General features: G+C 70.5%; 18 protein-coding genes and 1 pseudogene. 15 read left to right on the top strand and 4 right to left on the bottom strand.

The genetic code is table 11. From position 1 onward, the window contains the following. Window positions 1–39 precede the first annotated feature (39 nt). The 3 genes from RNB18_RS44340 to RNB18_RS44350 all read left to right on the top strand — a co-directional run bounded on the left by RNB18_RS44340 (window position 40) and on the right by RNB18_RS44350 (window position 3,181). Window positions 40–1,011, top strand: coding sequence for an aldo/keto reductase (locus tag RNB18_RS44340; RefSeq protein WP_311719818.1), 972 nt, complete (start codon window positions 40–42; stop codon window positions 1,009–1,011). 83 nt (window positions 1,012–1,094) lie between these two features. Beyond that, a complete protein-coding gene (locus RNB18_RS44345) occupies window positions 1,095–1,661 on the top strand; it encodes a TetR/AcrR family transcriptional regulator (RefSeq protein ID WP_311719819.1) in 567 nt (188 codons plus the stop codon). Continuing rightward, window positions 1,658–3,181: an MFS transporter gene (locus RNB18_RS44350; protein ID WP_311719820.1), complete on the top strand. Its 1,524-nt coding sequence runs from the start codon at window positions 1,658–1,660 to the stop codon at window positions 3,179–3,181. Before RNB18_RS44345 ends, RNB18_RS44350 begins: the two co-directional genes overlap by 4 nt. Before the next feature lie 89 nt (window positions 3,182–3,270). On the opposite strand, the gene RNB18_RS44355 is transcribed toward RNB18_RS44350, so the two are convergent. After that, the gene (locus RNB18_RS44355) at window positions 3,271–3,546 is read right to left on the bottom strand and encodes a hypothetical protein (RefSeq protein WP_311719822.1); all 276 of its coding nucleotides are present in this window, start codon (window positions 3,544–3,546) and stop codon (window positions 3,271–3,273) included. Between the two features lie 107 nt (window positions 3,547–3,653). On the opposite strand from RNB18_RS44355, the gene RNB18_RS44360 reads away from it, so the two are divergent. Next, window positions 3,654–4,556 (top strand): WD40 repeat domain-containing protein, encoded by a 903-nt coding sequence (locus tag RNB18_RS44360; RefSeq protein WP_311719823.1) that lies wholly within the window; start codon window positions 3,654–3,656, stop codon window positions 4,554–4,556. A 380-nt stretch (window positions 4,557–4,936) separates the two neighbouring features. Then, a pseudogene (locus RNB18_RS44365) lies at window positions 4,937–5,431 on the top strand (transposase); the annotation flags it as partial. 78 nt (window positions 5,432–5,509) lie between these two features. Here RNB18_RS44365 and RNB18_RS44370 read toward each other — a convergent pair. Then, the gene (locus RNB18_RS44370; protein ID WP_062045160.1) at window positions 5,510–6,181 is read right to left on the bottom strand and encodes a lysophospholipid acyltransferase family protein; all 672 of its coding nucleotides are present in this window, start codon (window positions 6,179–6,181) and stop codon (window positions 5,510–5,512) included. 371 nt (window positions 6,182–6,552) lie between these two features. Between RNB18_RS44370 and RNB18_RS44375 the strand changes: the two genes are divergently transcribed. From RNB18_RS44375 to RNB18_RS44385, 3 genes are all read left to right on the top strand, one after another. After that, window positions 6,553–7,719 carry a glycerophosphodiester phosphodiesterase gene (locus RNB18_RS44375; RefSeq protein ID WP_311719824.1) on the top strand — a complete coding sequence of 389 codons (1,167 nt, stop codon included), beginning with the start codon at window positions 6,553–6,555 and terminating at the stop codon, window positions 7,717–7,719. Window positions 7,720–7,793: 74 nt separating this feature from the next. Then, complete coding sequence (locus tag RNB18_RS44380) at window positions 7,794–8,300, top strand: sigma-70 family RNA polymerase sigma factor (RefSeq protein ID WP_311719825.1); 507 nt, start codon at window positions 7,794–7,796, stop codon at window positions 8,298–8,300. A gap of 45 nt (window positions 8,301–8,345) precedes the next feature. Next, window positions 8,346–8,843, top strand: coding sequence for a GNAT family N-acetyltransferase (locus RNB18_RS44385; RefSeq protein ID WP_311719826.1), 498 nt, complete (start codon window positions 8,346–8,348; stop codon window positions 8,841–8,843). A gap of 61 nt (window positions 8,844–8,904) precedes the next feature. Here the strand turns inward: RNB18_RS44385 and RNB18_RS44390 are convergent, their stop codons facing one another. After that, entirely contained in the window at window positions 8,905–9,333 is a 429-nt protein-coding gene (locus RNB18_RS44390) for a hypothetical protein (protein WP_311719827.1), read from the bottom strand. After that, on the bottom strand, window positions 9,314–9,673 hold the full coding sequence (locus RNB18_RS44395; RefSeq protein WP_057614223.1) for a hypothetical protein: 360 nt from the start codon (window positions 9,671–9,673) through the stop codon (window positions 9,314–9,316). Before RNB18_RS44395 ends, RNB18_RS44390 begins: the two co-directional genes overlap by 20 nt. 69 nt (window positions 9,674–9,742) lie before the next feature. Here RNB18_RS44395 and RNB18_RS44400 point away from each other — a divergent pair, with 69 nt between their 5' ends. From RNB18_RS44400 to cobT, 7 genes are all read left to right on the top strand, one after another. Continuing rightward, a complete protein-coding gene (locus RNB18_RS44400; protein ID WP_311719828.1) occupies window positions 9,743–10,393 on the top strand; it encodes an HAD family hydrolase in 651 nt (216 codons plus the stop codon). Window positions 10,394–10,713: 320 nt separating this feature from the next. Further along, a complete protein-coding gene (locus RNB18_RS44405) occupies window positions 10,714–11,745 on the top strand; it encodes a methionine ABC transporter ATP-binding protein (protein WP_311719829.1) in 1,032 nt (343 codons plus the stop codon). Further along, window positions 11,742–12,467, top strand: coding sequence for a methionine ABC transporter permease (locus tag RNB18_RS44410; protein WP_311719830.1), 726 nt, complete (start codon window positions 11,742–11,744; stop codon window positions 12,465–12,467). The genes RNB18_RS44405 and RNB18_RS44410 overlap by 4 nt, the downstream gene beginning before the upstream one ends. A 67-nt stretch (window positions 12,468–12,534) precedes the next feature. Further along, complete coding sequence (locus RNB18_RS44415) at window positions 12,535–13,365, top strand: MetQ/NlpA family ABC transporter substrate-binding protein (RefSeq protein WP_311719831.1); 831 nt, start codon at window positions 12,535–12,537, stop codon at window positions 13,363–13,365. Between the two features lie 146 nt (window positions 13,366–13,511). Then, window positions 13,512–14,150 carry a GNAT family N-acetyltransferase gene (locus RNB18_RS44420; protein WP_311719832.1) on the top strand — a complete coding sequence of 213 codons (639 nt, stop codon included), beginning with the start codon at window positions 13,512–13,514 and terminating at the stop codon, window positions 14,148–14,150. A 120-nt stretch (window positions 14,151–14,270) separates the two neighbouring features. After that, window positions 14,271–15,482, top strand: a complete 1,212-nt coding sequence (gene cbiE, locus RNB18_RS44425; protein ID WP_311719833.1) for a precorrin-6y C5,15-methyltransferase (decarboxylating) subunit CbiE — start codon at window positions 14,271–14,273, stop codon at window positions 15,480–15,482. 377 nt (window positions 15,483–15,859) lie between these two features. After that, window positions 15,860–19,654 carry a nicotinate-nucleotide--dimethylbenzimidazole phosphoribosyltransferase gene (gene cobT, locus RNB18_RS44430; protein ID WP_311719834.1) on the top strand — a complete coding sequence of 1,265 codons (3,795 nt, stop codon included), beginning with the start codon at window positions 15,860–15,862 and terminating at the stop codon, window positions 19,652–19,654. Window positions 19,655–19,767 lie beyond the last annotated feature (113 nt).

The raw sequence follows: 19,767 nt of genomic DNA on the forward strand, positions 1-19,767 counted from the left end.
TCGGACAGCCGTACCGGACCCGACCGAACGGAGCCTGCGATGCCCTTCGCCCGACTGGCCACAGCGACAACCCCCACCTGCCACATCGGACTCGGCCTCGCCGCCGTCGGACGCCCCGGCTACATCAACCTCGGCCGAGACCAGGACCTCGGAGACAACCGCAGCGTAGAGACCCTCCGCACCCGCACCCACGAACTCCTCGACGCCGCCTACTTCCAGGGCGTCCGCTACTTCGACGTGGCCCGCTCCTACGGCCGCTCCGAGGAGTTCCTCGCGGACTGGCTGAACGCCCGTCCCGACATCGACGACATCGTCGTGGGCAGCAAATGGGGCTACACCTACACCGCGGGCTGGGCCACCGACGCCGAGAAGCACGAGGTCAAGGACCACAGCGTCCAGACGTACGACCGTCAGCGCGCCGAAACCGCCGAACTGCTCGGCGATCGCCTCGACCTCTACCAGATCCACTCGGTGACCCCGGACAGCCCGGCCCTCACCGACAAGGAACTCCACGCGAGGCTCGCCGAGGCGGCCGCCCAGGGCACCTCGATCGGCTTCTCCACCAGCGGCCCCGCCCAGGCGGACACGATCCGCGCCGCCCTCGCCGTGACGGTCGACGGCGAGCCGCTCTTCCGTACCGTCCAGTCGACCTACAACGCCCTGGAGACCTCGGCCGCCCCCGCCCTCGCCGAGGCCCACGACGCGGGCCTCACGGTGATCGTCAAGGAGGGCATGGCCAACGGCAGGCTCGCCGAGCCGCACGCCCCGGACGCCCTGAAGGCCGTAGCGGCGGAAACCTCCCTGGGCTGTGACGCCGTGGCCCTCGCACTCGTCCTCCGTCAGCCCTGGGCCGGAGTCGTCCTCTCGGGGGCCGCAACCACCGTCCAGCTCGCGTCCAACCTGCACGCGGCCGTCGTGGACCTCGACGACCAGCAGCTGTCCCGGCTGGCGGGCCTGGCCGAGGAGCCGGGCGCGTACTGGGAGCGCCGCAGCCGGCTGCCCTGGCACTGACGAGACCTCTGATCAGCGGTCGCACATGAGACAGCCACGCCCCTCGTGAGACATGAGTGTCTCATATGGGTTATGGTTGTCTCATGGCTGTCGACCGTGACCACGTGCTGCGCAGTGCCGCGGCCCTGCTGACCCGCCGATCCACCGCGACCATGGACGAGGTCGCCAAGTCCGCCGGGATCAGCCGGGCCACGCTGCACCGCCACTTCGCCGGACGCGACGCGCTCGTACGCGCACTGGAATCGCTGGGCATCGAGGAGTGCGAGAAGGCGCTCGAGGCCGCCCGCCTGGACGAGGGGCCGGCGAGCGAAGCCGTACGGCGCCTGGTCCGCGAGGCCGAACCCGCGGCCGGACTCCTCGCCTTCCTCTACACGGAGAACCAGCTCTTCGAGGGCGAGGAGCAGAACGACGGCTGGGCCCGCATCGACGCCCGCATCTCCGCACTGTTCCGGCGCGGCCAGCAGAGCGGCGAGTTCCGCATCGACCTCACGCCCGTCTGGCTCACCGAGGCCCTGTTCGGCCTGCTCGCCTCCGCCGTCTGGCTGCTCCAGAGCGGCAAGGGCGCCCCCAAGGACTTCCACCACATGACCGTCGAGCTGCTGCTCGGTGGCGCACTACGTCATTCCGTACGACCGATAGAGGAATCATGACCAGCACCCTGCAGCCGGCGACCGCCACCGAGGGGGTGAAGCGTCCCGGCCGTTGGCTCGCGCTGTCCGTCCTGGTGCTCGCCGTGCTGCTGGTGGCCGTCGACGCGACCGTCCTCGGCCTCGCGACCCCGTACATCAGCGAGGACCTCGAGCCGACCGGTACCCAGCTCCTGTGGATCGGTGACGTCTACTCGTTCGTCATCGCGGGCCTGCTGGTGTCGATGGGCAGCCTCGGCGACCGCATCGGCCGCAAGCGGATCCTGCTGGTGGGCGCCACGGCGTTCGGCGCGATATCGATCCTCAACGCCTATGCGTCGACGCCGGAGTTGTTGATCCTGGCGCGGGCGCTGCTCGGCGTCGCCGGCGCGACCCTGATGCCCGCCACCCTGGCCCTGATCCGCAACCTCTTCCACGACCCGCGCGAACGCAGCCTCGCCGTCGGTATCTGGGGCGCGGCCGCCTCCGCCGGCACCGCGATCGGCCCCATCGTCGGCGGCTTCCTGCTCGAACACTTCTGGTGGGGCTCGGTCTTCCTGATCAACCTGCCCGTGATGGCGGTCCTGGTCCTCGTCGGCATCAGGTTCCTGCCCGAGTCCCGCAACCCGAACCCGGGCCCCTGGGACATGACCAGCGTCGCGCTGTCCCTGGTCGGCATGATCGGAGTGGTCTACGCCGTCAAGGAGACCGCCGCGCACGGCATCACGTGGGAGCCGGTCGCCGCGGGAATCCTCGGAGCGGCAGCCCTGTACGCCTTCGTCCGCCGCCAGCTCACCCTCCCCGCGCCCCTCCTGGACATGCGCCTCTTCCGCAACCGCGGCTTCAGCGGCGCCGTCCTGGCCGACCTCCTGACCATCCTCGGCCTTTCCGGGCTGGTCTTCTTCCTCTCCCAGTACCTGCAACTCGTCCAGGGCAGAGGCCCGTTGGAGGCGGGCCTGGCCGAACTCCCGGCGGCGGTGGGCGCGGTGGCGGCGGGCCTGGTCGCGGGCACGGTGGCCCGCCGTTACTCGGTGCGCGCGGTCGTCTCCGGGGGCCTGGCGGCCATCGGCGTGGCCCTGGCGGCCCTGACCCTGCTCGACCAGTCCACGGGCTACCCCCTGCTGGGCGCCGCCCTGCTGGTGGTCGGCGTGGGCGCGGGCTTCTCCTTCACGGTGACCGCCGACGTGATCCTGTCGAGCGTCTCCAAGGAACACGCGGGCTCGGCATCGGCGGTGTCCGAGACGGCGTACGAACTGGGCGCGGCCCTGGGAATCGCGGTACTGGGCTCGATTGTGACGGGCGTCTACCGGGACTTCGCGGCCCCCGCGGGCACGCCGGAAGGGGCGCGCGAGTCCCTGGGCGGCGCGGTGGAGGCAGCGTCCGGACTGCCGATGAACACGGCTCAGGACCTGCTGTCGTCAGCCCGAGAGGCTTTCGTGGACGGCCTCACCATCGCCGCGGGCGCAGGAGCAGCGGTCCTGCTCGCGACGGCAGTGGCCGCGTGGTTCATGCTGAAGGACCAACGGCTCGACAGTCGCCCTTAGGGGTGTTTTCAGCATGCTGGGTACTTGCGGGCGAGGGCCATGCAATGTGCCGGCTGGAGGAAGGCGTCGTGCATGTCGTCCCGGGGTGATCATGGTGTGGTGCGGGCCAGAGGGGTGCGGCAGTTGGCGCGTCCGTAGGAGCCGTACGCGGTGGCCTGCTGCATCACCTTGCCGTGCAGGCTGACCGAGCAGGTGGCGTTGCCGCCCTCCTTGCCCAGAAGGATGGAGACGGCCGCCTGAGCGCTGCCGGCGGTCAGGTCGGCGCCGCCGTGCCAGGGCAGACGGGCGCTGACGGTGTGCAGCTTTCCGTCCGGCCCGGCGTAGCTGATCTGGGCGGTACCCCGGCCGCTTATCCGGTAATCCACGGGGACGGTGTGGCTGTGGTGCTGGGCGGCAACAATGTGGAGGGAAAATAGCGCGGATCGCAGACAATGGCAGCGAGCTTCATATCACTTCGGCGCACGACGGAATTGTGTGGCCGCTGCTGTTCGGTCGTCTCTCGTCGGACCAGATGGTCCTGATTTCCGGTGCGGCACATCCGGACAACCGGCTGTGCTGCTGGGATGCGATGACGGGGGAGTCTGTCTGGGGTCTCCAGGACGGCGAACTCCGGTACGGGTGCTTCGATCTCTCTGTGATCAAGGCACACGACGGCCGGGATGTCCTGGCTGTGTCGACAGAGGTCGGCGTGCAGCGGTGGGAGGCGCGCTCCGGAATTCGTCTGGAGGACACGAGCGACCTCACTTTGGGAACGATCTGGGGGCTCGACTCCATTGTGGCGGCTGATGGTTCGCCCATCCTTGTGGGGGCGGGCAACGATCACATGGTGTATCGGTGGGACCCGATCAGCGGTACAACGGCGGGAACGCCGCTCGCTGGGCACCGAAGCAGTGTCAAATGCGTGGCCGTAGGCGATGTTCCAGCACGTGGGGTGCTGATCGCTTCGGGAAGCGATGACGGGACGGTTCGCAGGTGGGATGGGGCCACCGGGGAGTGCGTGGGCGTCAGTGACGTCATCAACGCGGAGATCCTGGACATGAATCTCCTGGTGTCCCGATCGGGCGTTTCGGTGCTCACCTGCGGGGACAGCGACGGGGTGCTCCACCGGTGGGACGCGGTGACCGGGGAGCGGCTCGGGAATCCGATCGAGACCGGGGAAATGGTGGGTTCGTTGACGTCCGTCGATGTCGCCGACGAGCCCAGAATCGTCGCCCCCTCCGCAAGCGGCCTTGTCCGTCAATGGCACGCCGTGACGGGCCGCCTCATCGACGAATCCCACACCGGCATGTCGGTCGCCGCCGTGGTGCTGCCCGACGGCCGCGCGCTCCTCGCCTCCGGCACGGAGGACGGGGACATCAGCATTCGCCTGGCATGACCCGGCATGACAAGCATGGAGATCAACGGGTAACGCGGCTCGCCCGCAGTGATCCTTTCTGGCAGCGATTCCTGACATATCAAGGCTGGCCTCCTCCAAGAGATTCTGGAGGAGCCCAGTCGGGGCAGGGCATACCGGCCCGGCCCCATGGCACCAGTGCCGGCCGCGTAGCCGCCGGCACGCACCTCCGGGCCCGACCGCCACGGACGGGGCCCTTTTCGTCGCCCGGGGTCAGCCGGTGGGCACGAACGGCACGCGGCTTTCGATACGGGGCCGGCCAGTCGCCCCGGCGCGCAGTTGGGCACGGACACGGGCGGGCACCCTCCACCGCCGACCCGACGTCGTGCGGCTGCTCGGCCTTGTACGCGGCCGGGGTGGGCAGCGGACGCTCCTCGCACTTCGTGCCCGGCTGGCCCTACTCGTTCGTCGCCGCGCTGGAGGCGGGCCGGACCTCGTGGTGTCAGATCCTGGACGCGCTGCGGCTGGGGCCGGCCGACGATGTCGCCGAGGCCGCTGCCGCCCAGGTCCGCCGGGTGGTCACCGACCTCATCGAGATGGGCCGCTGGAAGCCGGGTGACCGCGACATCTTGGTTGTCTTCGATGCCGGATACGACGCTCCGCGCATGGCCCACCTCCTGGCCGGACTGCCCGGTCCCGTGGGAGTTCCGCTTCGCCAAGTCCGACACCTGGGGCGAGCCGGACGCGGAGACCGTGCAGGTTACCGACCGCTACGGCACCGCTCCCGTGATGGCCTGGGACCGCATTCACCGAGGCTGACCACGCGCTCGGCATGGATCGACCACACCGGCGAACTCCCGTTCATTGAGGGCTCGTTGATACGCCTGGAGGTCGACCGTCTGCCCGGCGGTCACGATGCGCGGGGCTGTATCGATCTGCGGCTCCGCCGCGTGGGCGAGACCAGCCCCGACGGCGCCGCACCCGACAGCGAACCCCTACGCAGCCTTCGCCTTGGTGGCGTACATGTCCACGTACTCCTGCCCGGACAACCGCATGACCTCGGTCATCACGGAGTCCGTCACGGCCCGCAGCACGTACCGGTCCCGGTCCATGCCCTCGTACCGCGAGAACTCCATCGCCTCACCGAAGCGAACCGTGACCCGCCCCGGGCGGGGCATCCCCGCGCCCCCGGGCTGCAACTTGTCCGTGCCGATCATCGCGAAGGGCACCACCGGCGCCCCCGTCATCAGCGTCAGACGGGCGATACCGGTGCGCCCCCGGTAGAGCCGGCCGTCGGGCGACCGCGTCCCCTCGGGGTAGATCCCGAAGACCTTGCCCTCCTCCAGCACCCGCCGGCCTGTCATCAGCGCGGCGACTCCGCCGCGACCGCCGTCGCGGTCCACCGGGATCATGCCGACGCCGGTGAAGAACCAGGCCATGAGCCGGCCCTTGAGGGTCTTGCCGGTGACGTACTCGTCCTTGCCGATGAAGAACACCTGCCGGTCGCACACCAGCGGAAGGATCATCGAGTCGATGAAGGTGAGGTGATTGCCGGCCAGGATGACGGGACCGTCGCCCGGGATGTGCTCCGCGCCCTCCACCCGTGGGCGGAACATCAGGCGCATGATCGGTCCGAGCACTGCCTTGATGAGCGCGAAGCGGGACAACGGGCCCTCCGGTGTCAAGAGAACGGCCAGGGAAACTGTATGAGTCTGTGCAGGTGAGGACATTACTCGCGGCTCGGGGGATCGTGCACATCGAGCGCCCGCGGTTCACCGAGGTCTTACGCACTGTTGACACTCGTTTACCTGCGGATGGACCGCGTTGCCTCCCGGAAACCCGGGCGGAACGATGTGACGGAGGTCGCCCCGAACGACGCGTACCCCGGCCTCCGGTCCCGAAGCCGACGAGTCGTCAGACATCTGTTCCCATGCGACATCCCACGTCACCCGCGTGTTCCGCCGGAGGACTCCCGTCCGTCATGGACACGCACCTACGATCGGCCCGCATCGAAGAGGCGACGGCAGGAGGGGTCCACATGGGATCGCAGGACGAGCACACGGACGGCACCGGACGGCGGGCACTTCTCGGGGCCGCGATGTTCGGCGCCGGGGGAGCGGTCCTGGGTCTGTCCGGTACCGCGAGAGCCGCCGGGGCCGGGTCCGCCGGGCACGGTGGCGGGTTGAAGAGCCTGCCGGTGCCGACGGTCATCGGCCACCGGGGCGCCAGCGGCTACCGCCCCGAGCACACCTTCGGCTCCTACCAGCTGGCCCTCGACCTGGGCGCCGACATCGTCGAGGCCGGCGACCTCGTCCCCACCAGGGACGGTCACCTGGTCTGCCGCCACGAGCCGGAGATCGGCGGCACCACGAACGTCGCCGACCACCCCGAGTTCGCCGGCCGCAGGACCACCAAGGTCCTCGACGGCGTCTCCACGACCGGCTGGTTCACCGAGGACTTCACGCTGGCCGAGCTCAAGACGCTCCGCGCGATCGAGCGCATCCCGGCCAACCGCCCGCACAACACGCTCTACAACGGCCGTTGGTCCATCCCCACCTTCGAGGAAGTCCTGACGTGGCAGGACGAGCAGACCCGCAAGCGCGGCAAGCAGGTCTGGATCTACCCCGAGACCAAGCACCCCACCTACTTCCGGGGGCTCGGCCTCGGCATCGAGGAGCGGGTCGCGAAGCTCCTGCACCAGCACGGCAAGGACAAGCGGAACTCCCCGGTCATCCTGCAGTCCTTCGAGCCGACCAGCATCCAGCGCCTGAACAAGCTGGTCGACAACCCCCTCGTCGTGCTCCTGTCCGCCGCGAACACCCGGCCCTGGGACTTCGTCCAGAAGGGCGACCCGCGGACCGTCGCCGACCTGATCACGCCCAAGGGCCTCAGGGAGATCGCGGGCTACGCGCAGGGCATCGGCCCGACCCTCGACCTGGTCATCACGAAGAAGGCGGACGGCAGCCTCGACAAGGAGACGACCCTCGTCGCCGACGCCCACAAGGTCGGGCTGATCCTGCACCCCTACACCATGCGCAACGAGAACCCCTTCCTGCCGGCGGAGTACCGCCGGGGCACGGACGCGGACTCCTACGGAGACGTCTTCGGCGCGTTCAAGAGGTACTTCGCCACCGGCATCGACGGCGTCTTCACCGACAACGCGGACACGGGCGTCCTCGCCCGCGCGGACTTCGTCAACGGCTGAGCCCCCGTGCCCCGATCGGGGTGACTTGCCGCCGCCCGGGCAACCCAGGCCCGGGCGGCCGGGTCGTACCGCATATGACGCACGACTTGGTCACCACCCTGCGCCCGCTGCTGACCGCCGAGGCCTCCGCGGAGGCACATGCCACCGGTACGGAACCGGCCGACCTGGAGCAGGCGGTGTGGCTCCGCCTCCTGGAGCATCTGGAGACCCAGGGCCCGCCCCTCGACCCGCCCGGCTGGCTCCGCCGCGCCGTCCGGTCCGAGTCCCGCCGCAGCCGTCGTACGACCCGCCTGGAACGGCCGTACGACACCGAACCCGCGGCCGACGACGACCGCACCCCCGAACAGCTCACCCTCGCGGCGGCCCGCCACCGGGCCCTGCACGACGCGGTGCGCCGACTGCCCGGCCGCTGCCCCTCCCTCATGGCGGCCCTCCTCTCCCCGCGGGACCTGACCTACCGGGAGATCGCGGGGGAGTTGGGTATCTCACAGGGCAGTCTCGGTCCGGAACGTTCCAGATGCCTGGGATGTCTTCGCAGATTGCTTACACCGGAGGTTGCGACACACCGGGGGCGGGGATAGGAGTGGGGGACAACAGGCGATCAGGTGAGCGGGAGGCGTGCGCACATGGGCATGAGCGTGACCATCTCTGCGGCGGCCGAGCAGGACGCGGAGCAGATCTTCAGGCTGCAGTACCTGTGCTTCCAGAGTGAGGCGGCGCTGTACGGCAACTACCGCATCGATCCGCTCGTCCAGAGCCTGGATTCGGTCCGCGCGGAGGTGACCTCGGACTGCGTCTTCGTGGCCCGCCTGGGCGAAGAGGTGGTCGGCTCGGTCCGCGGCCGCGTCATCGAGGACGGGTCGGCCGCGATCGGCAAACTCTGCGTCCACCCCCGCCTCCAGGGCCACGGCATCGGCGCCCGCCTTCTCCGAGCGGCCGAAGCCGCCCTGGCGGAGGATCGCGGAGCCACCAGCTTCCGCCTCTTCACAGGCCACCGCAGCGAGGGCAACCTCCGCCTCTACCGCAAGGTCGGCTACCAGACGGTGGGCACGTCGGAGGGTGCGGACGGAGTACCGATGATCGTCCTGGAGAAGCCTGCAGGCACATATGCGGCAACCGCATAGTTTTTAGGGGCGCGGGGAACTGCGCGACCAGCCACAACGGACCGGATGCCGCCACTCAACCTCAGGCGGCATCCCCGTCCGGCGCACCTTTCCGCAACCAGTAAATGGCGGAAAGCGGCAAGAGCACGGGGATGAACAGGTACCCGATCCCGAAGTCCGACCACACGGTGGCATCCGGAAACGCGGACGGCTCCACCAACGTCCAGGTGCCAACGGTCAGCACACCCAACAGCTCCAGCACGCAGCACGCGAGCGCAGCCTTGCGGGCCGTCTCCCCACCCCGCACCAACGAGTACGTGATGAACCCGTAGACCACCCCGGCCACCGCGGACAGCGAATACGCCAGCGGCGCCCGGTCGAACTCCGTGGAGATCTGCACGGCGGACCGAGACACCGCCCCGACGACCATCACCCCGTACAACCAGACGAGCAGTGTCCCCGGCCCACTCGTCAGCCGTCGCCGACTCACGTCAGCCTCCCCAGATGTCATAGAGCCGCACCTCCAGAACGGCCAGCACCACACCGCCGGCGGCAACCGTCACCGATCCCCACCGCGTCCGCTCCGTGAGCGACATGATCCCCGCCGCCGGCACACACGCGAACGCCCCCAGCAGATAGGCGACGAAGATCGTCGTCCCCTGCTCCGGCTTCTCGCCCCGCGCGAGCTGCACGATCCCGATCACCAGCTGGACCAGCGCCAGCACCGACACCACGGCCATCCCGATGAAGTGCCAGTCCTTGGTCGGCTGATCACGGTACGCGGCCCAGCCGCACCAGGCGGCCAGCAACAGCGCGGCGACGCCGGTCACCAGCGTCAGGGCATCAAACATGCGGCGAGCCTATTACGGTCCAAAAGGCCTGATGCGGCCGCCCCTGAACGGCACCGTAGGGTCGACGGCATGAAGATCTCTGCCGACGCCCTCCTGTTCGACAACGACGGAACCCTCGTCTCCTCTCTCGAATCCGTCCACCGCTGCTGGACGCGCTGGGCCGAGGAGTTCGGCATCACCGCCGAGGAGTTCGCCCGTGTCGAACTGCATGGGCGACCGGCCGTCGAGATAGCCGCCGACCTGCTCCCCGCCGACGTCGTGCCGCGGGCCCTCGCGCGGATCGAACAGCTGGAGGTGGAGGACGTACCCAACGGCGGTGTCCATCTGCTCCCCGGCACCAGGTCCTTCCTCGACGCCCTGCCCGCCGACCGCTGGGCCGTCGTCACCTCCGCCACCCGCCGGCTCGCCGAGGCCCGCCTCGAAGCGGTCGGCATCCTCCCCAAGACGCTGGTCGCCGCCGACGACGTCACCCGCGGCAAGCCGGACCCCGAGCCCTATCTGCTCGCCGCTCGTGAACTCGGCGTCGAACCGGCCCGTTGTGTCGTCTTCGAGGACGCCCCCGCGGGCCTGCGCGCCGGCCGGGCCGCGGGAATGACCACCGTGGCATTGACCACAACTCATCAGGCCCACGAGCTCGACGCCGACTTGGTGGTCGAGAATCTGTCGGCCCTGTCGGCACAGGTCACCGGCGGGAACGTGGAGGTCTCCGTCCGGTCCTGAGACGTGTCCACCGTTGTCCGTCATCCGGACAACGGGTTCTTGGTCGCTCCCATACGTCTGCTTTACTGATCGCATGACCACGACGAGCTGCCGCACCCTTGCGACCGAGGCGACCATGACGCCCGGTGCTCGTTGTATGTGTCGAATGTGCGCCTGTTAGAGGGCCCCCGCACCACCCCCTGAGCTCGCGCCCCGAAGCGAGCCGCCCCGGCACGTCCGTACGCCGTGAACGCCGTACGTGACCCATGTGCCCGCGCACGACTTCTCTCCCGTACCGGGGCACACCCACGCCCGCGTACTCGACAGTGACGGAAACCCCAGTGATCACGACAACAGGCCTCACCAAGGTCTACCGCTCACGCGGGCGAGAGATCACCGCCCTCGACGGCGTCGATCTCCACGTCCGCGAAGGCGAGGTGTACGGCGTCATCGGCCAGTCCGGCGCCGGCAAGTCCTCGCTCATCCGCTGCGTCAACCTGCTCGAGCGCCCCACCGCCGGCACGGTGACCGTCGCCGGACAGGACCTCACCGCCCTCGCGGGCCGTGGGCCCCGCGCCGGCAAGGAGCTGCGGCAGGCGCGCAGCCGTATCGGCATGGTCTTCCAGCACTTCAACCTGCTGTCCACCCGGACGGTCCAGGACAACGTCGAGCTGCCGCTCGAGATCCTCGGCAAGTCCGGCAAGGAGCGCTCCCGCAAGGCACTTGAACTGCTGGACCTCGTCGGACTCGCCGACCGGGCGGGCGCCTACCCGGCCCAGCTCTCCGGCGGCCAGAAGCAGCGCGTCGGCATCGCCCGTGCCCTGGCCGGCGACCCCAAGGTGCTCCTGTCCGACGAGGCCACCAGCGCCCTCGACCCGGAGACGACCCGCTCGATCCTCCAGCTGCTGCGCGACCTGAACCGGCAACTGGGCCTCACCGTCCTGCTCATCACCCACGAGATGGACGTCGTGAAGTCGGTCTGCGACTCCGCCGCCCTGATGGAGAACGGCCGCATCGTCGAGTCCGGCACGGTCGGCGAGCTGCTCGCGACCCCCGGCTCCGAGCTGGCCTCCGCGCTCTTCCCCGTCGGCGGCGAGGCCACCGGCGAGGACCGGACCGTCATCGACGTCACCTTCCACGGCGAGGCCGCCACCCAGCCGGTCATCTCCCAGCTCTCGCGCACCTACAACATCGACATATCGATCCTCGGTGCCGCCATCGACACCGTCGGCGGCCTCCAGATCGGCCGGATGCGGATCGAACTGCCCGGCCGCTACGAGGACAACGTCGTGCCGGTCGGCTTCCTGCGCGAGCAGGGTCTTCAGATCGACGTCGTCGGTGCGCCCCAACTGGTGAAGGAAGGTGCCAAGTGACCTGGTCCGAGATGCGGCCCCTGCTGGAGCAGGCGTGTTGGGACACCCTCTACATGGTCGGCTGGTCCACGCTCATCGCCGTCGTGGGCGGCCTTCCGCTCGGTGTCCTCCTCGTCCTCACCGACCGCGGCGGACTCCTCCAGAACGTCGTCGCGAACAAGGTCATCGGGCAGGTCGTGAACGTCGCCCGCTCGATGCCGTTCATCATCCTGATGGTCGCGCTGATGGGCTTCACCCGCTCGATCACCGGGACGACCATCGGCCGCGAGGCAGCCATCGTGCCGCTCGCCATCGGCGCGATCCCCTTCTTCGCGCGCCTCGTCGAGACGGCGGTCCGCGAAGTGGACGGCGGTCTGGTCGAGGCCGTGCAGTCGATGGGCGGCAACACCTGGACGATCGTCCGCAAGGTTCTCGTCCCCGAGTCCCTGCCCTCGCTGATCGCCAGCACCACGACCACGGTCGTCGCCCTCATCGGCTACTCCGCGATGGCCGGAACCGTCGGCGCCGGCGGCCTCGGCGACGTCGCCATCCGCTACGGCTACCAGCGCTTCGAGACCCAGCTCATGTGGATCACCGTCGCGATCCTCGCCGTGGTCATCTCGGTCATCCAGTTCGCCGGCGACTACGCGGCGCGCTCGCTGCACAGCCGCGGCGGACGCTCCGGCCCGGCGCCGAGGCTGCGGCTGCTGAAGGCCTCCACGGCGGACACCAAGACCGTCTGAGACACCCCGAAATCTTCCCGTGCACCCCATCACGGGATCGCTGTACCCAAAAGGAAAGGCACTTTTCGTGCGTAACACCGCAAAGCTCACCACCGCCGTCCTCGCCGCCGGAGCCCTCACCCTCGGGCTCGGTGCCTGCGGTTCGTCCGGCTCGGACTCCGCCTCCGACACCAGCGGACCGCTGGTCGTCGCCGCGAGCCCCACCCCGCACGCCGAGATCCTGAACTACATCAAGGAGAACCTGGCGAAGAAGGCGGGCCTCGACCTGGAGGTCAAGGAGTTCAGCGACTACACGACGCAGAACCCGGCGACCGAGGACGGCTCGGTGGACGCCAACTACTTCCAGAACCAGCCGTACCTCGACGACTACAACAAGAAGAACGGCACCCACATCGTGCCCGTCGTCACCGTCCACCTGGAGCCGCTCGGCCTCTACTCGCACAAGGTCAAGAGCGCCGACGCCCTCAAGAGCGGTGCCACCATCGCCGTCCCGAACGACAGCGTGAATGAGGCGCGCGCCCTCGAGCTGCTCGCCGCGCACGGGCTCATCACCCTCAAGGACGGCGCGGGCAGCGAGGCGACCCCCTCCGACATCACCAAGAACCCGAAGAACCTCAAGTTCAAGGAGCTGGAGGCGCCCCAGACCCCGCGCTCCCTGGACGACGTCGACGCCGCGGTCGTCAACGGCAACTACGCCATCGAGGCCGACCTCAAGCCCGCCACCGACGCCCTCGTCCTGGAGTCCGCCAAGAACAACCCGTACGGCAACTTCCTCGCGGTGAAGGACGGCAACGAGGACGACCCGCGCGTGAAGAAGCTCGCCAAGCTGCTCACCTCCGCCGAGGTCAAGAAGTTCATCGAGGACAAGTACGCCGGTTCCGTCCTCGCCTCCTTCTGATCACCGGCGCGTATACGACGTATCGCCACGCACGGGGTCCACTCCGTCACCAGGTGTGGGCCCCGTGATGCGGTTCGGTGCTTTCATGCTGCATGCTGGGCAGTTCAGCAGGCCCTGCAGGTTTTCCGACGGTTACGGAGTGGCGCATGACTGGCACCTTCCCCAACATCTCCATCAGCACGGAGCGGTTGGTGCTGCGCCCTCTCGACGAGGACGACGTGCCCGCGCTGGCCGAGATGATGAACGACGAGCAGGTCGGGGCCTGGACCGACGTCCCCCAGCCCTACAGCGAGGAACAGGCGCGCGGCTGGATCACGCGGTACGCGCCGACCGAACGGGAGGCCGGCCGCGGACTCGACTTCGCCGTCACCGAGTTCCTCACCCAGCGCCTGGTCGGCATCGTCCAGCTCGCCAAGACCAACTGGCACGTGCGCTCCACGGAGTTGTCGTACATCATCGCCCCGTGGGCGCGCGGCGAGGGCTACGCCTCCGAGGCCGCGCTCGCCACCGCCCAGTGGCTGTTCACCGACCAGAAGTTCGAGCGGATCGAGCTGCGCACGGCGGCCGACAACACCGCCTCCCAGCAGGTCGCCCAGAAGATCGGCTGTATCAGCGAGGGTGTCCTGAGAAATGCCTGCATAGCGCACGTCCGCGCCGTGGACGGCACCTGGAGCGACGTCCGCACCGACTTCATCGTGTGGAGCCTGCTGCCCGAGGACCTCGACGGAGCGGGCGACCAGCTGGCCGACTCGGACGGCTTCACGACGTACTCCGACTGGAACTGACAGTATTCGACCTCAGGTCGGCGAAAGCGCTTCCGAGGCGCAGCGGGTACCCTCACGGAGCCGCCCGCGGGCTGCCCACCGACGAAGGCCTGCGCACACCCCCCTGGAGACTGAGAGACGATGGCCGACCGGGTCACGGTGATCGGCTGGGACGGCTCGCCGCTGACCGCAGCGGCACGCTCCGCCCTCGGCGCCGCCACGCTGGTCGCGGGCGCCGCCCACCATCTGGCACTCCCCGAGGTGCCACCCGCCGCCGAACGCATCCGCCTCGGCAGCGTCGCCCTCGCGGCCCGCCGCATCACCGGCCACCGCGGCACCGCGGTCGTGCTCGCCGACGGCGATCCGGGGTTCTTCGGAGTCGTACGGACCCTGCGCGCACCCGAGTTCGGCCTGGAGGTCGAGGTCGTCCCCGGCGTCTCCTCAGTCGCCGCCGCCTTCGCGCGGGCAGGTATGCCCTGGGACGACGCCCAGGTGGTCGTCGCCCACCGGCGCACCCTGCGACGCGCCGTGAACGTGTGCCGAGCCCACACCAAGGTCGCCGTCCTCACCTCACCCGGCGCCGGACCCGCCGAGCTCGGCCTGCTGATGGAGGGCGTCCACCGCACCTTCGTCATCTGCGAGGAACTGGGCACCGACCGCGAACAGGTCACCGTCGTCACCTCCGACAAGGCCGCCGACCACACCTGGCGCGACCCGAACCTCGTCATCGTCATCGGCGGCACGGCCGCGGTGACGGAAGGCGGCGGATGGATCGCCGGGCGCGACCCGGCCGCCGCGCCGCGCGGCTGGACCCTGCCCGCCGAGTCCTACGGCGGCCTCATGGGCGAAGGTGAACTGGAACCGCTCCGCGCGGCCCAACTCGCCCGGCTGGGACCGCGCGTCGGCGACCTCGTGTGGGACATCGGCTGCGGCAGCGGCGCCTTCGCCACCGAGGCGGCCCGGGCCGGGGCGGCCGTCATCGCCGTCGACCGCGACCTGAGAGCCTGCGAGCGCACCGAGGCCAACGCCCGCGCCTTCGGGCTCCAGGTCCAGATCGTCCCCGGCACCGCCCCGCACGTCCTGGAGAACCTTCCCGAACCGGACGTCGTCCGCGTCGGCGGCGGGGGAGTGGCCGTGGTCTCCGCGGTCGCCGACCGGCGCCCGCAGCGCATCGTCGCCCACGCGGCCACCCGCGACGAGGCCGAACTCGTCGGCCGGGACCTCACCGAACACGGCTACCGCGTGGAGTGCGCCCTCCTCCAGTCCGTCGAACTCGACACCCGCGCCTGGACGGAGACGGAACGGAGTGTCGCGTTCCTGCTCAGCGGGGTTCTCCCGGAACGTACGGCCTGACGCCGCCAGTCGTTGCTTCGCCGTCCCCGTGATCCTGTTGTCGTACTGCGCGCGGTAGGCTGGCCGACTGTTGTACCGCTTCTGGCTGCCCGGCATTCGTTCGTCAATGTCCGGAAAGCGCGCCCGTTTTGGGGTGGGTGTGGTACGGCAGAACCGGAGGACGCGCAACGTGGCGCAGTCCACAGCGGGCTGTCGCGGATCAACCTGTCGCGACAGGGAAACGGCCGGGACAATGCCAGTTAATGGCTTTGTCGTCTTTCTCGGCGGGCCGTTCGTGCCGCTGGGCACGCACGCTCGTTCTTCACTGCGGGGGCGGTCGGTGCGCCGTCCCCGGCGAGCTGGTCGTAGAAGCACTAACCGATGGGCGAGGGGTACGCATGACCGACACCGGCCAGGTTCCGGGCGAGGGACTGCCGGAGAACGCAGGCATGGTGGAACAGCCGGGCGTCCCGGGTGCGTACACCTACCTCTCCGAGACCACCGCCGAGGACGAAGACCTGTTGCTGCTGCCGGGCGCCCAGAGCCCGTGGGGCAACGAGGTTGCCCCGCCCGCCCCGGAGCCGGTCGTCGAGACCGTCCACGAGCCGGGCCCGCACGAGATGTCCGGCCGCGACAGCGGAGCGCATGATCTGAGCGCCGTCCGCACGCCGCAGGCTCCCTCGACGCCGATCCCGCCCATCACGCCCCGCAGGCCGCTGCACCTCGGTCCGCCGATCCCCGACGCCTCCGCGAGCCCGGTCCGCTCCCTCGCCGACCGCGGCCCCGCGGGCGTACCGGTACGGCAGCCGGCCGCGGCCATGCCCAGCCCCGAGTACCTCGACGTACCGCAGCCTCAGGGCGCGGTCCCGTGGGGCGCCCCGGCCCAGGCCGCCGTCCAGACACCGGTGAGCACGGTGGCCCCGGCTGCCGAAACGGTTGTTCCGGCCCAGGAGCCGGTGGGCGCGGCTCAGGCCGCGGTGACCCCCCTCGCTTCCGAGGCGGAGGCCGCGGGCTACGAGGTTCCCGAGGCCCCGGTGCCGGATGCCGTACCGGGCCCGGAGGCGGGGTACGCGCCGGAGCCGGTGCAGACTCCGGTCGCCGAGGCGGGTCAGATCCTGGCCGACGGTTCCGGGGCTGACGGAGTTCAGCCCGACGGGGGCGAGGGACAGTTGCCGGGAGACGGCTCCCTGCCCGACGGTGTTCAGCTCGCACCTGCCGGTGCGGAGATGCCCGCGGAACAGGTGGTCCTGGCCGACGGCCCTGTGGCCGAGGCGGTCCCGGATTCCGGTGCCGACGCCGAGCAGGCGCCGGGCAGTGGTCCCGTCGTGGGTGCCACGGAGGACCCGGTCGCCGTGCCGGAGGCGGTCGACGCCGCTGAGGCCATGCCTGTCGTGGAAACGTCCGCTGCTGCGGTTGACGCCGACGCCACCACGCCGGTCGCCGAGGAAGTAGTGGCCGAGCCGGAGGCCGTCGCCGTTCAGGAAGCGGTCGTTTCGGAGACGGTGACTGCAGAGGACGCCGAAACCGGCACGGTCCAGGAACCGGACGCCTCTCACGAAGCTGTCGTGGCCCCGGAAGCCGAAGCCGCCGTGGAGGAAGCCGCACCCCTCGTCGGTGAAGACGTAGTGCTCCAGGCACCCGTGGAGGCCGAGCAGGCCCCGCAACCGGCGCAAGCCGTCACCGCACCCGACGAAGTCCCCTCCGCCCCAGCCGAGGACGACCCCGCGGCCGAGGCTCCCGAGCCACTCGCCGTCGAGGAGGCAGCACCGGCGCCGGAGTGGATCCAGGAGCCCGGCTCCGCCGCTCCGCCCGCCGAGGCCCAGCAGGCCCCCCACTTCGTCCCGGCCCCGGACCTCGCCCAGCCCGTCCCGCAGGGCCCCGTCGGAGGGCCGGCCGACGCGCCCGCCCAGGATGCTCCGGAGCCCCTCGCGGCGGACGTGGCCGACACCGACGTACAGGTGATGGACCCGGCGGTTCCGGCAGACGAGGTCCAGCCGTCGGACCCGGTCGCGCAGCAGGAGTTCCCGGCCGCCCCGGACCAGGCGCCGCAGGGCCCGCAGACGCCGGCAGCCCAGCCGCTCGCGGCGGAACTCGCCGATGCGCAGACCCAGTTCGCGTACCCCGCCCCCGCCGAGGCCCCCGCCGTACTGCCCGCCGGAGTCCCCTTGGAGCCCCGACCGGGCGAGCCCTTGGGCGAGTTCGTGCCGGTGGACGGCTCGGTGCCGACCACCCCGCACCTCGCGCCGACCCCGCCGCACGCCCTGTCGCTCCCCGCCGACGACGCACAGCAGCCCGTGGTCCCGGCCCCGCGTGAGGCGGGCGGCGACCCCGAACCCGCACAGCAGGCGGACGACCTGGACACCCGGGCGGCCGATCAGGAAGACCCGGAAGTTCAGGAAGTCCCGGAAGTTCAGGAAGAAGTGAGCACGGCCGCCGTGGAAGAAGTGCGACAGTCCACGGGTCCCGCCGCCCCCGCCTACGACGACGCCGAGCGCGAGGCCGTGCTCAAGGTCATGCGGGAGCGCCGCGACATCCGCAACGGCTTCCGCAGCGACCCGATCCCGCACGAGGTGCTGCTCCGTGTCCTGGAGGCCGCCCACACCGCGCCCTCCGTCGGCCACTCGCAGCCCTGGGACTTCGTCGTCATCCGCTCCGCCGAGACGCGCGCCGCGATGCAGGACCTGGCCACGCGCCAGCGCGAGGCGTACGCCAAGTCGCTGCCCAAGGGCCGGGCCAAGCAGTTCAAGGAACTGAAGATCGAGGCCATCCTCGAGACCCCGGTGAACATCGTCGTCACCGCGGACCCGACCCGCGGCGGCCGCCACACCCTCGGCCGGCACACCCAGCCGCAGATGGCCCCGTACTCCGCCGCGCTCGCCGTGGAGAACCTCTGGCTCGCGGCCCGCGCCGAGGGCCTCGGCGTCGGCTGGGTCAGCTTCTTCGACGAGCGCGAGATGGTCCGCGCGCTGGGGCTCCCCGAGCATCTGGAGGTCATCGCCTACCTGTGCGTCGGGTACGTCGACGAGTTCCCGGACGAGCCCGAGCTGATGCAGGCCGGCTGGTCCAAGCGCCGCCCGCTGTCGTGGGTCGTGCACGAGGAGACGTACGGCCGCCGCGCCCTGCCCGGCGAGGAGCCGCACGACCTGCTCGGCGAGACCGTCGCCCAGATCCGCCCGCTGGACGCCAAGGCGCTCGGCGAGGCCTGGGAGCGGCAGAAGCGGATGACCAAGCCGGCCGGCGCGCTCGGCATGCTGGAGATCATCTCCGCCCAGCTGTCCGGGCTTTCGCGGCAGTGCCCGCCGCCCATTCCGGAGCCCGCGGCTGTCGCGATCTTCGCCGGTGACCACGGCGTGCACGCCCAGGGCGTCACCCCCTGGCCGCAGGAGGTGACGGCCCAGATGGTCGCCAACTTCCTCGGCGGCGGCGCGGTCTGCAACGCCTTCGCCGCTCAGGTGGGCGCCGAGGTGTGTGTGGTGGACGTCGGCGTGGCGTCCGAACTCCCGGCCACGCCCGGCCTGTTGCCCCGCAAGATCCGCGCCGGTACGTCCGACATGACCACCGGCCCGGCGATGACCCGCGAGGAGGCCAAGCAGGCCATCGAGGTCGGCATCGAGACCGCGCGTGACCTGGTGGCCGCCGGCAACAAGGCCCTCCTCACGGGCGAGATGGGCATCGCGAACACCACCGCGTCCGCCGCCCTGATCTCGGTCTTCACGGGCACCGACCCCGCCGACGTGACCGGTCGCGGCACGGGCATCAACGACGAGACGCTGGCCCGCAAGACCGAGGTCGTCCGCCGCGCGATCGACCTCCACCAGCCGGATCCCGCGGACCCGATCGGCGTTCTGGCGGCGATCGGCGGCTTCGAACACGCGGCGATGGTGGGCCTGCTGCTGGGCGGCGCATCGCTCCGCACGCCGGTCATCCTGGACGGCGTCAGTGCGGGCGCCGCCGCCCTGGTGGCTCGCGCGATCGCCCCGGAGGTCCTCGCGGCCTGCATCGCGGGCCACCGCAGCGCGGAACCCGGCCACGTGGCCGCCCTGAACAAGCTCGGCCTGCGCCCCCTGGTCGACCTCGACCTCCGCCTCGGCGAGGGCACGGGCGCCCTGCTGGCCCTCCCGCTGGTCCAGAGCACGGCGCGGGCGATGCATGAGGTGGCGACCTTCGATTCCGCAGGGGTGACCGAGAAGTAGGCGCTGCGAGGGGGACCCGGGGACGCGGTCCCCGGGTCCCCCTCGCACGTGGGTCCGTGCCCGGCAATGAGGCCCAGTCAACGGACACCTGAACCGCCCTCCCCGCTCACCCC

This window comes from Streptomyces doebereineriae (assembly GCF_031845645.1).
Classification (GTDB): domain Bacteria; phylum Actinomycetota; class Actinomycetes; order Streptomycetales; family Streptomycetaceae; genus Streptomyces; species Streptomyces canus.

Bases quoted from the DNA above. Each gene is read 5' to 3' on its own strand.
- RNB18_RS44375 (WP_311719824.1), top strand. From the start codon at position 6,553: ATGGGATCGCAGGACGAGCACACGGACGGCACCGGACGGCGGGCACTT.
- RNB18_RS44380 (WP_311719825.1), top strand. From the start codon at position 7,794: ATGACGCACGACTTGGTCACCACCCTGCGCCCGCTGCTGACCGCCGAG.
- RNB18_RS44340 (WP_311719818.1), top strand. From the start codon at position 40: ATGCCCTTCGCCCGACTGGCCACAGCGACAACCCCCACCTGCCACATC.
- cbiE (WP_311719833.1), top strand. From the start codon at position 14,271: ATGGCCGACCGGGTCACGGTGATCGGCTGGGACGGCTCGCCGCTGACC.
- RNB18_RS44395 (WP_057614223.1), bottom strand. From the start codon at position 9,673: ATGTTTGATGCCCTGACGCTGGTGACCGGCGTCGCCGCGCTGTTGCTG.
- cobT (WP_311719834.1), top strand. From the start codon at position 15,860: ATGACCGACACCGGCCAGGTTCCGGGCGAGGGACTGCCGGAGAACGCA.
- RNB18_RS44345 (WP_311719819.1), top strand. From the start codon at position 1,095: ATGGCTGTCGACCGTGACCACGTGCTGCGCAGTGCCGCGGCCCTGCTG.
- RNB18_RS44385 (WP_311719826.1), top strand. From the start codon at position 8,346: ATGGGCATGAGCGTGACCATCTCTGCGGCGGCCGAGCAGGACGCGGAG.
- RNB18_RS44420 (WP_311719832.1), top strand. From the start codon at position 13,512: ATGACTGGCACCTTCCCCAACATCTCCATCAGCACGGAGCGGTTGGTG.
- RNB18_RS44400 (WP_311719828.1), top strand. From the start codon at position 9,743: ATGAAGATCTCTGCCGACGCCCTCCTGTTCGACAACGACGGAACCCTC.
- RNB18_RS44390 (WP_311719827.1), bottom strand. From the start codon at position 9,333: ATGACATCTGGGGAGGCTGACGTGAGTCGGCGACGGCTGACGAGTGGG.
- RNB18_RS44350 (WP_311719820.1), top strand. From the start codon at position 1,658: ATGACCAGCACCCTGCAGCCGGCGACCGCCACCGAGGGGGTGAAGCGT.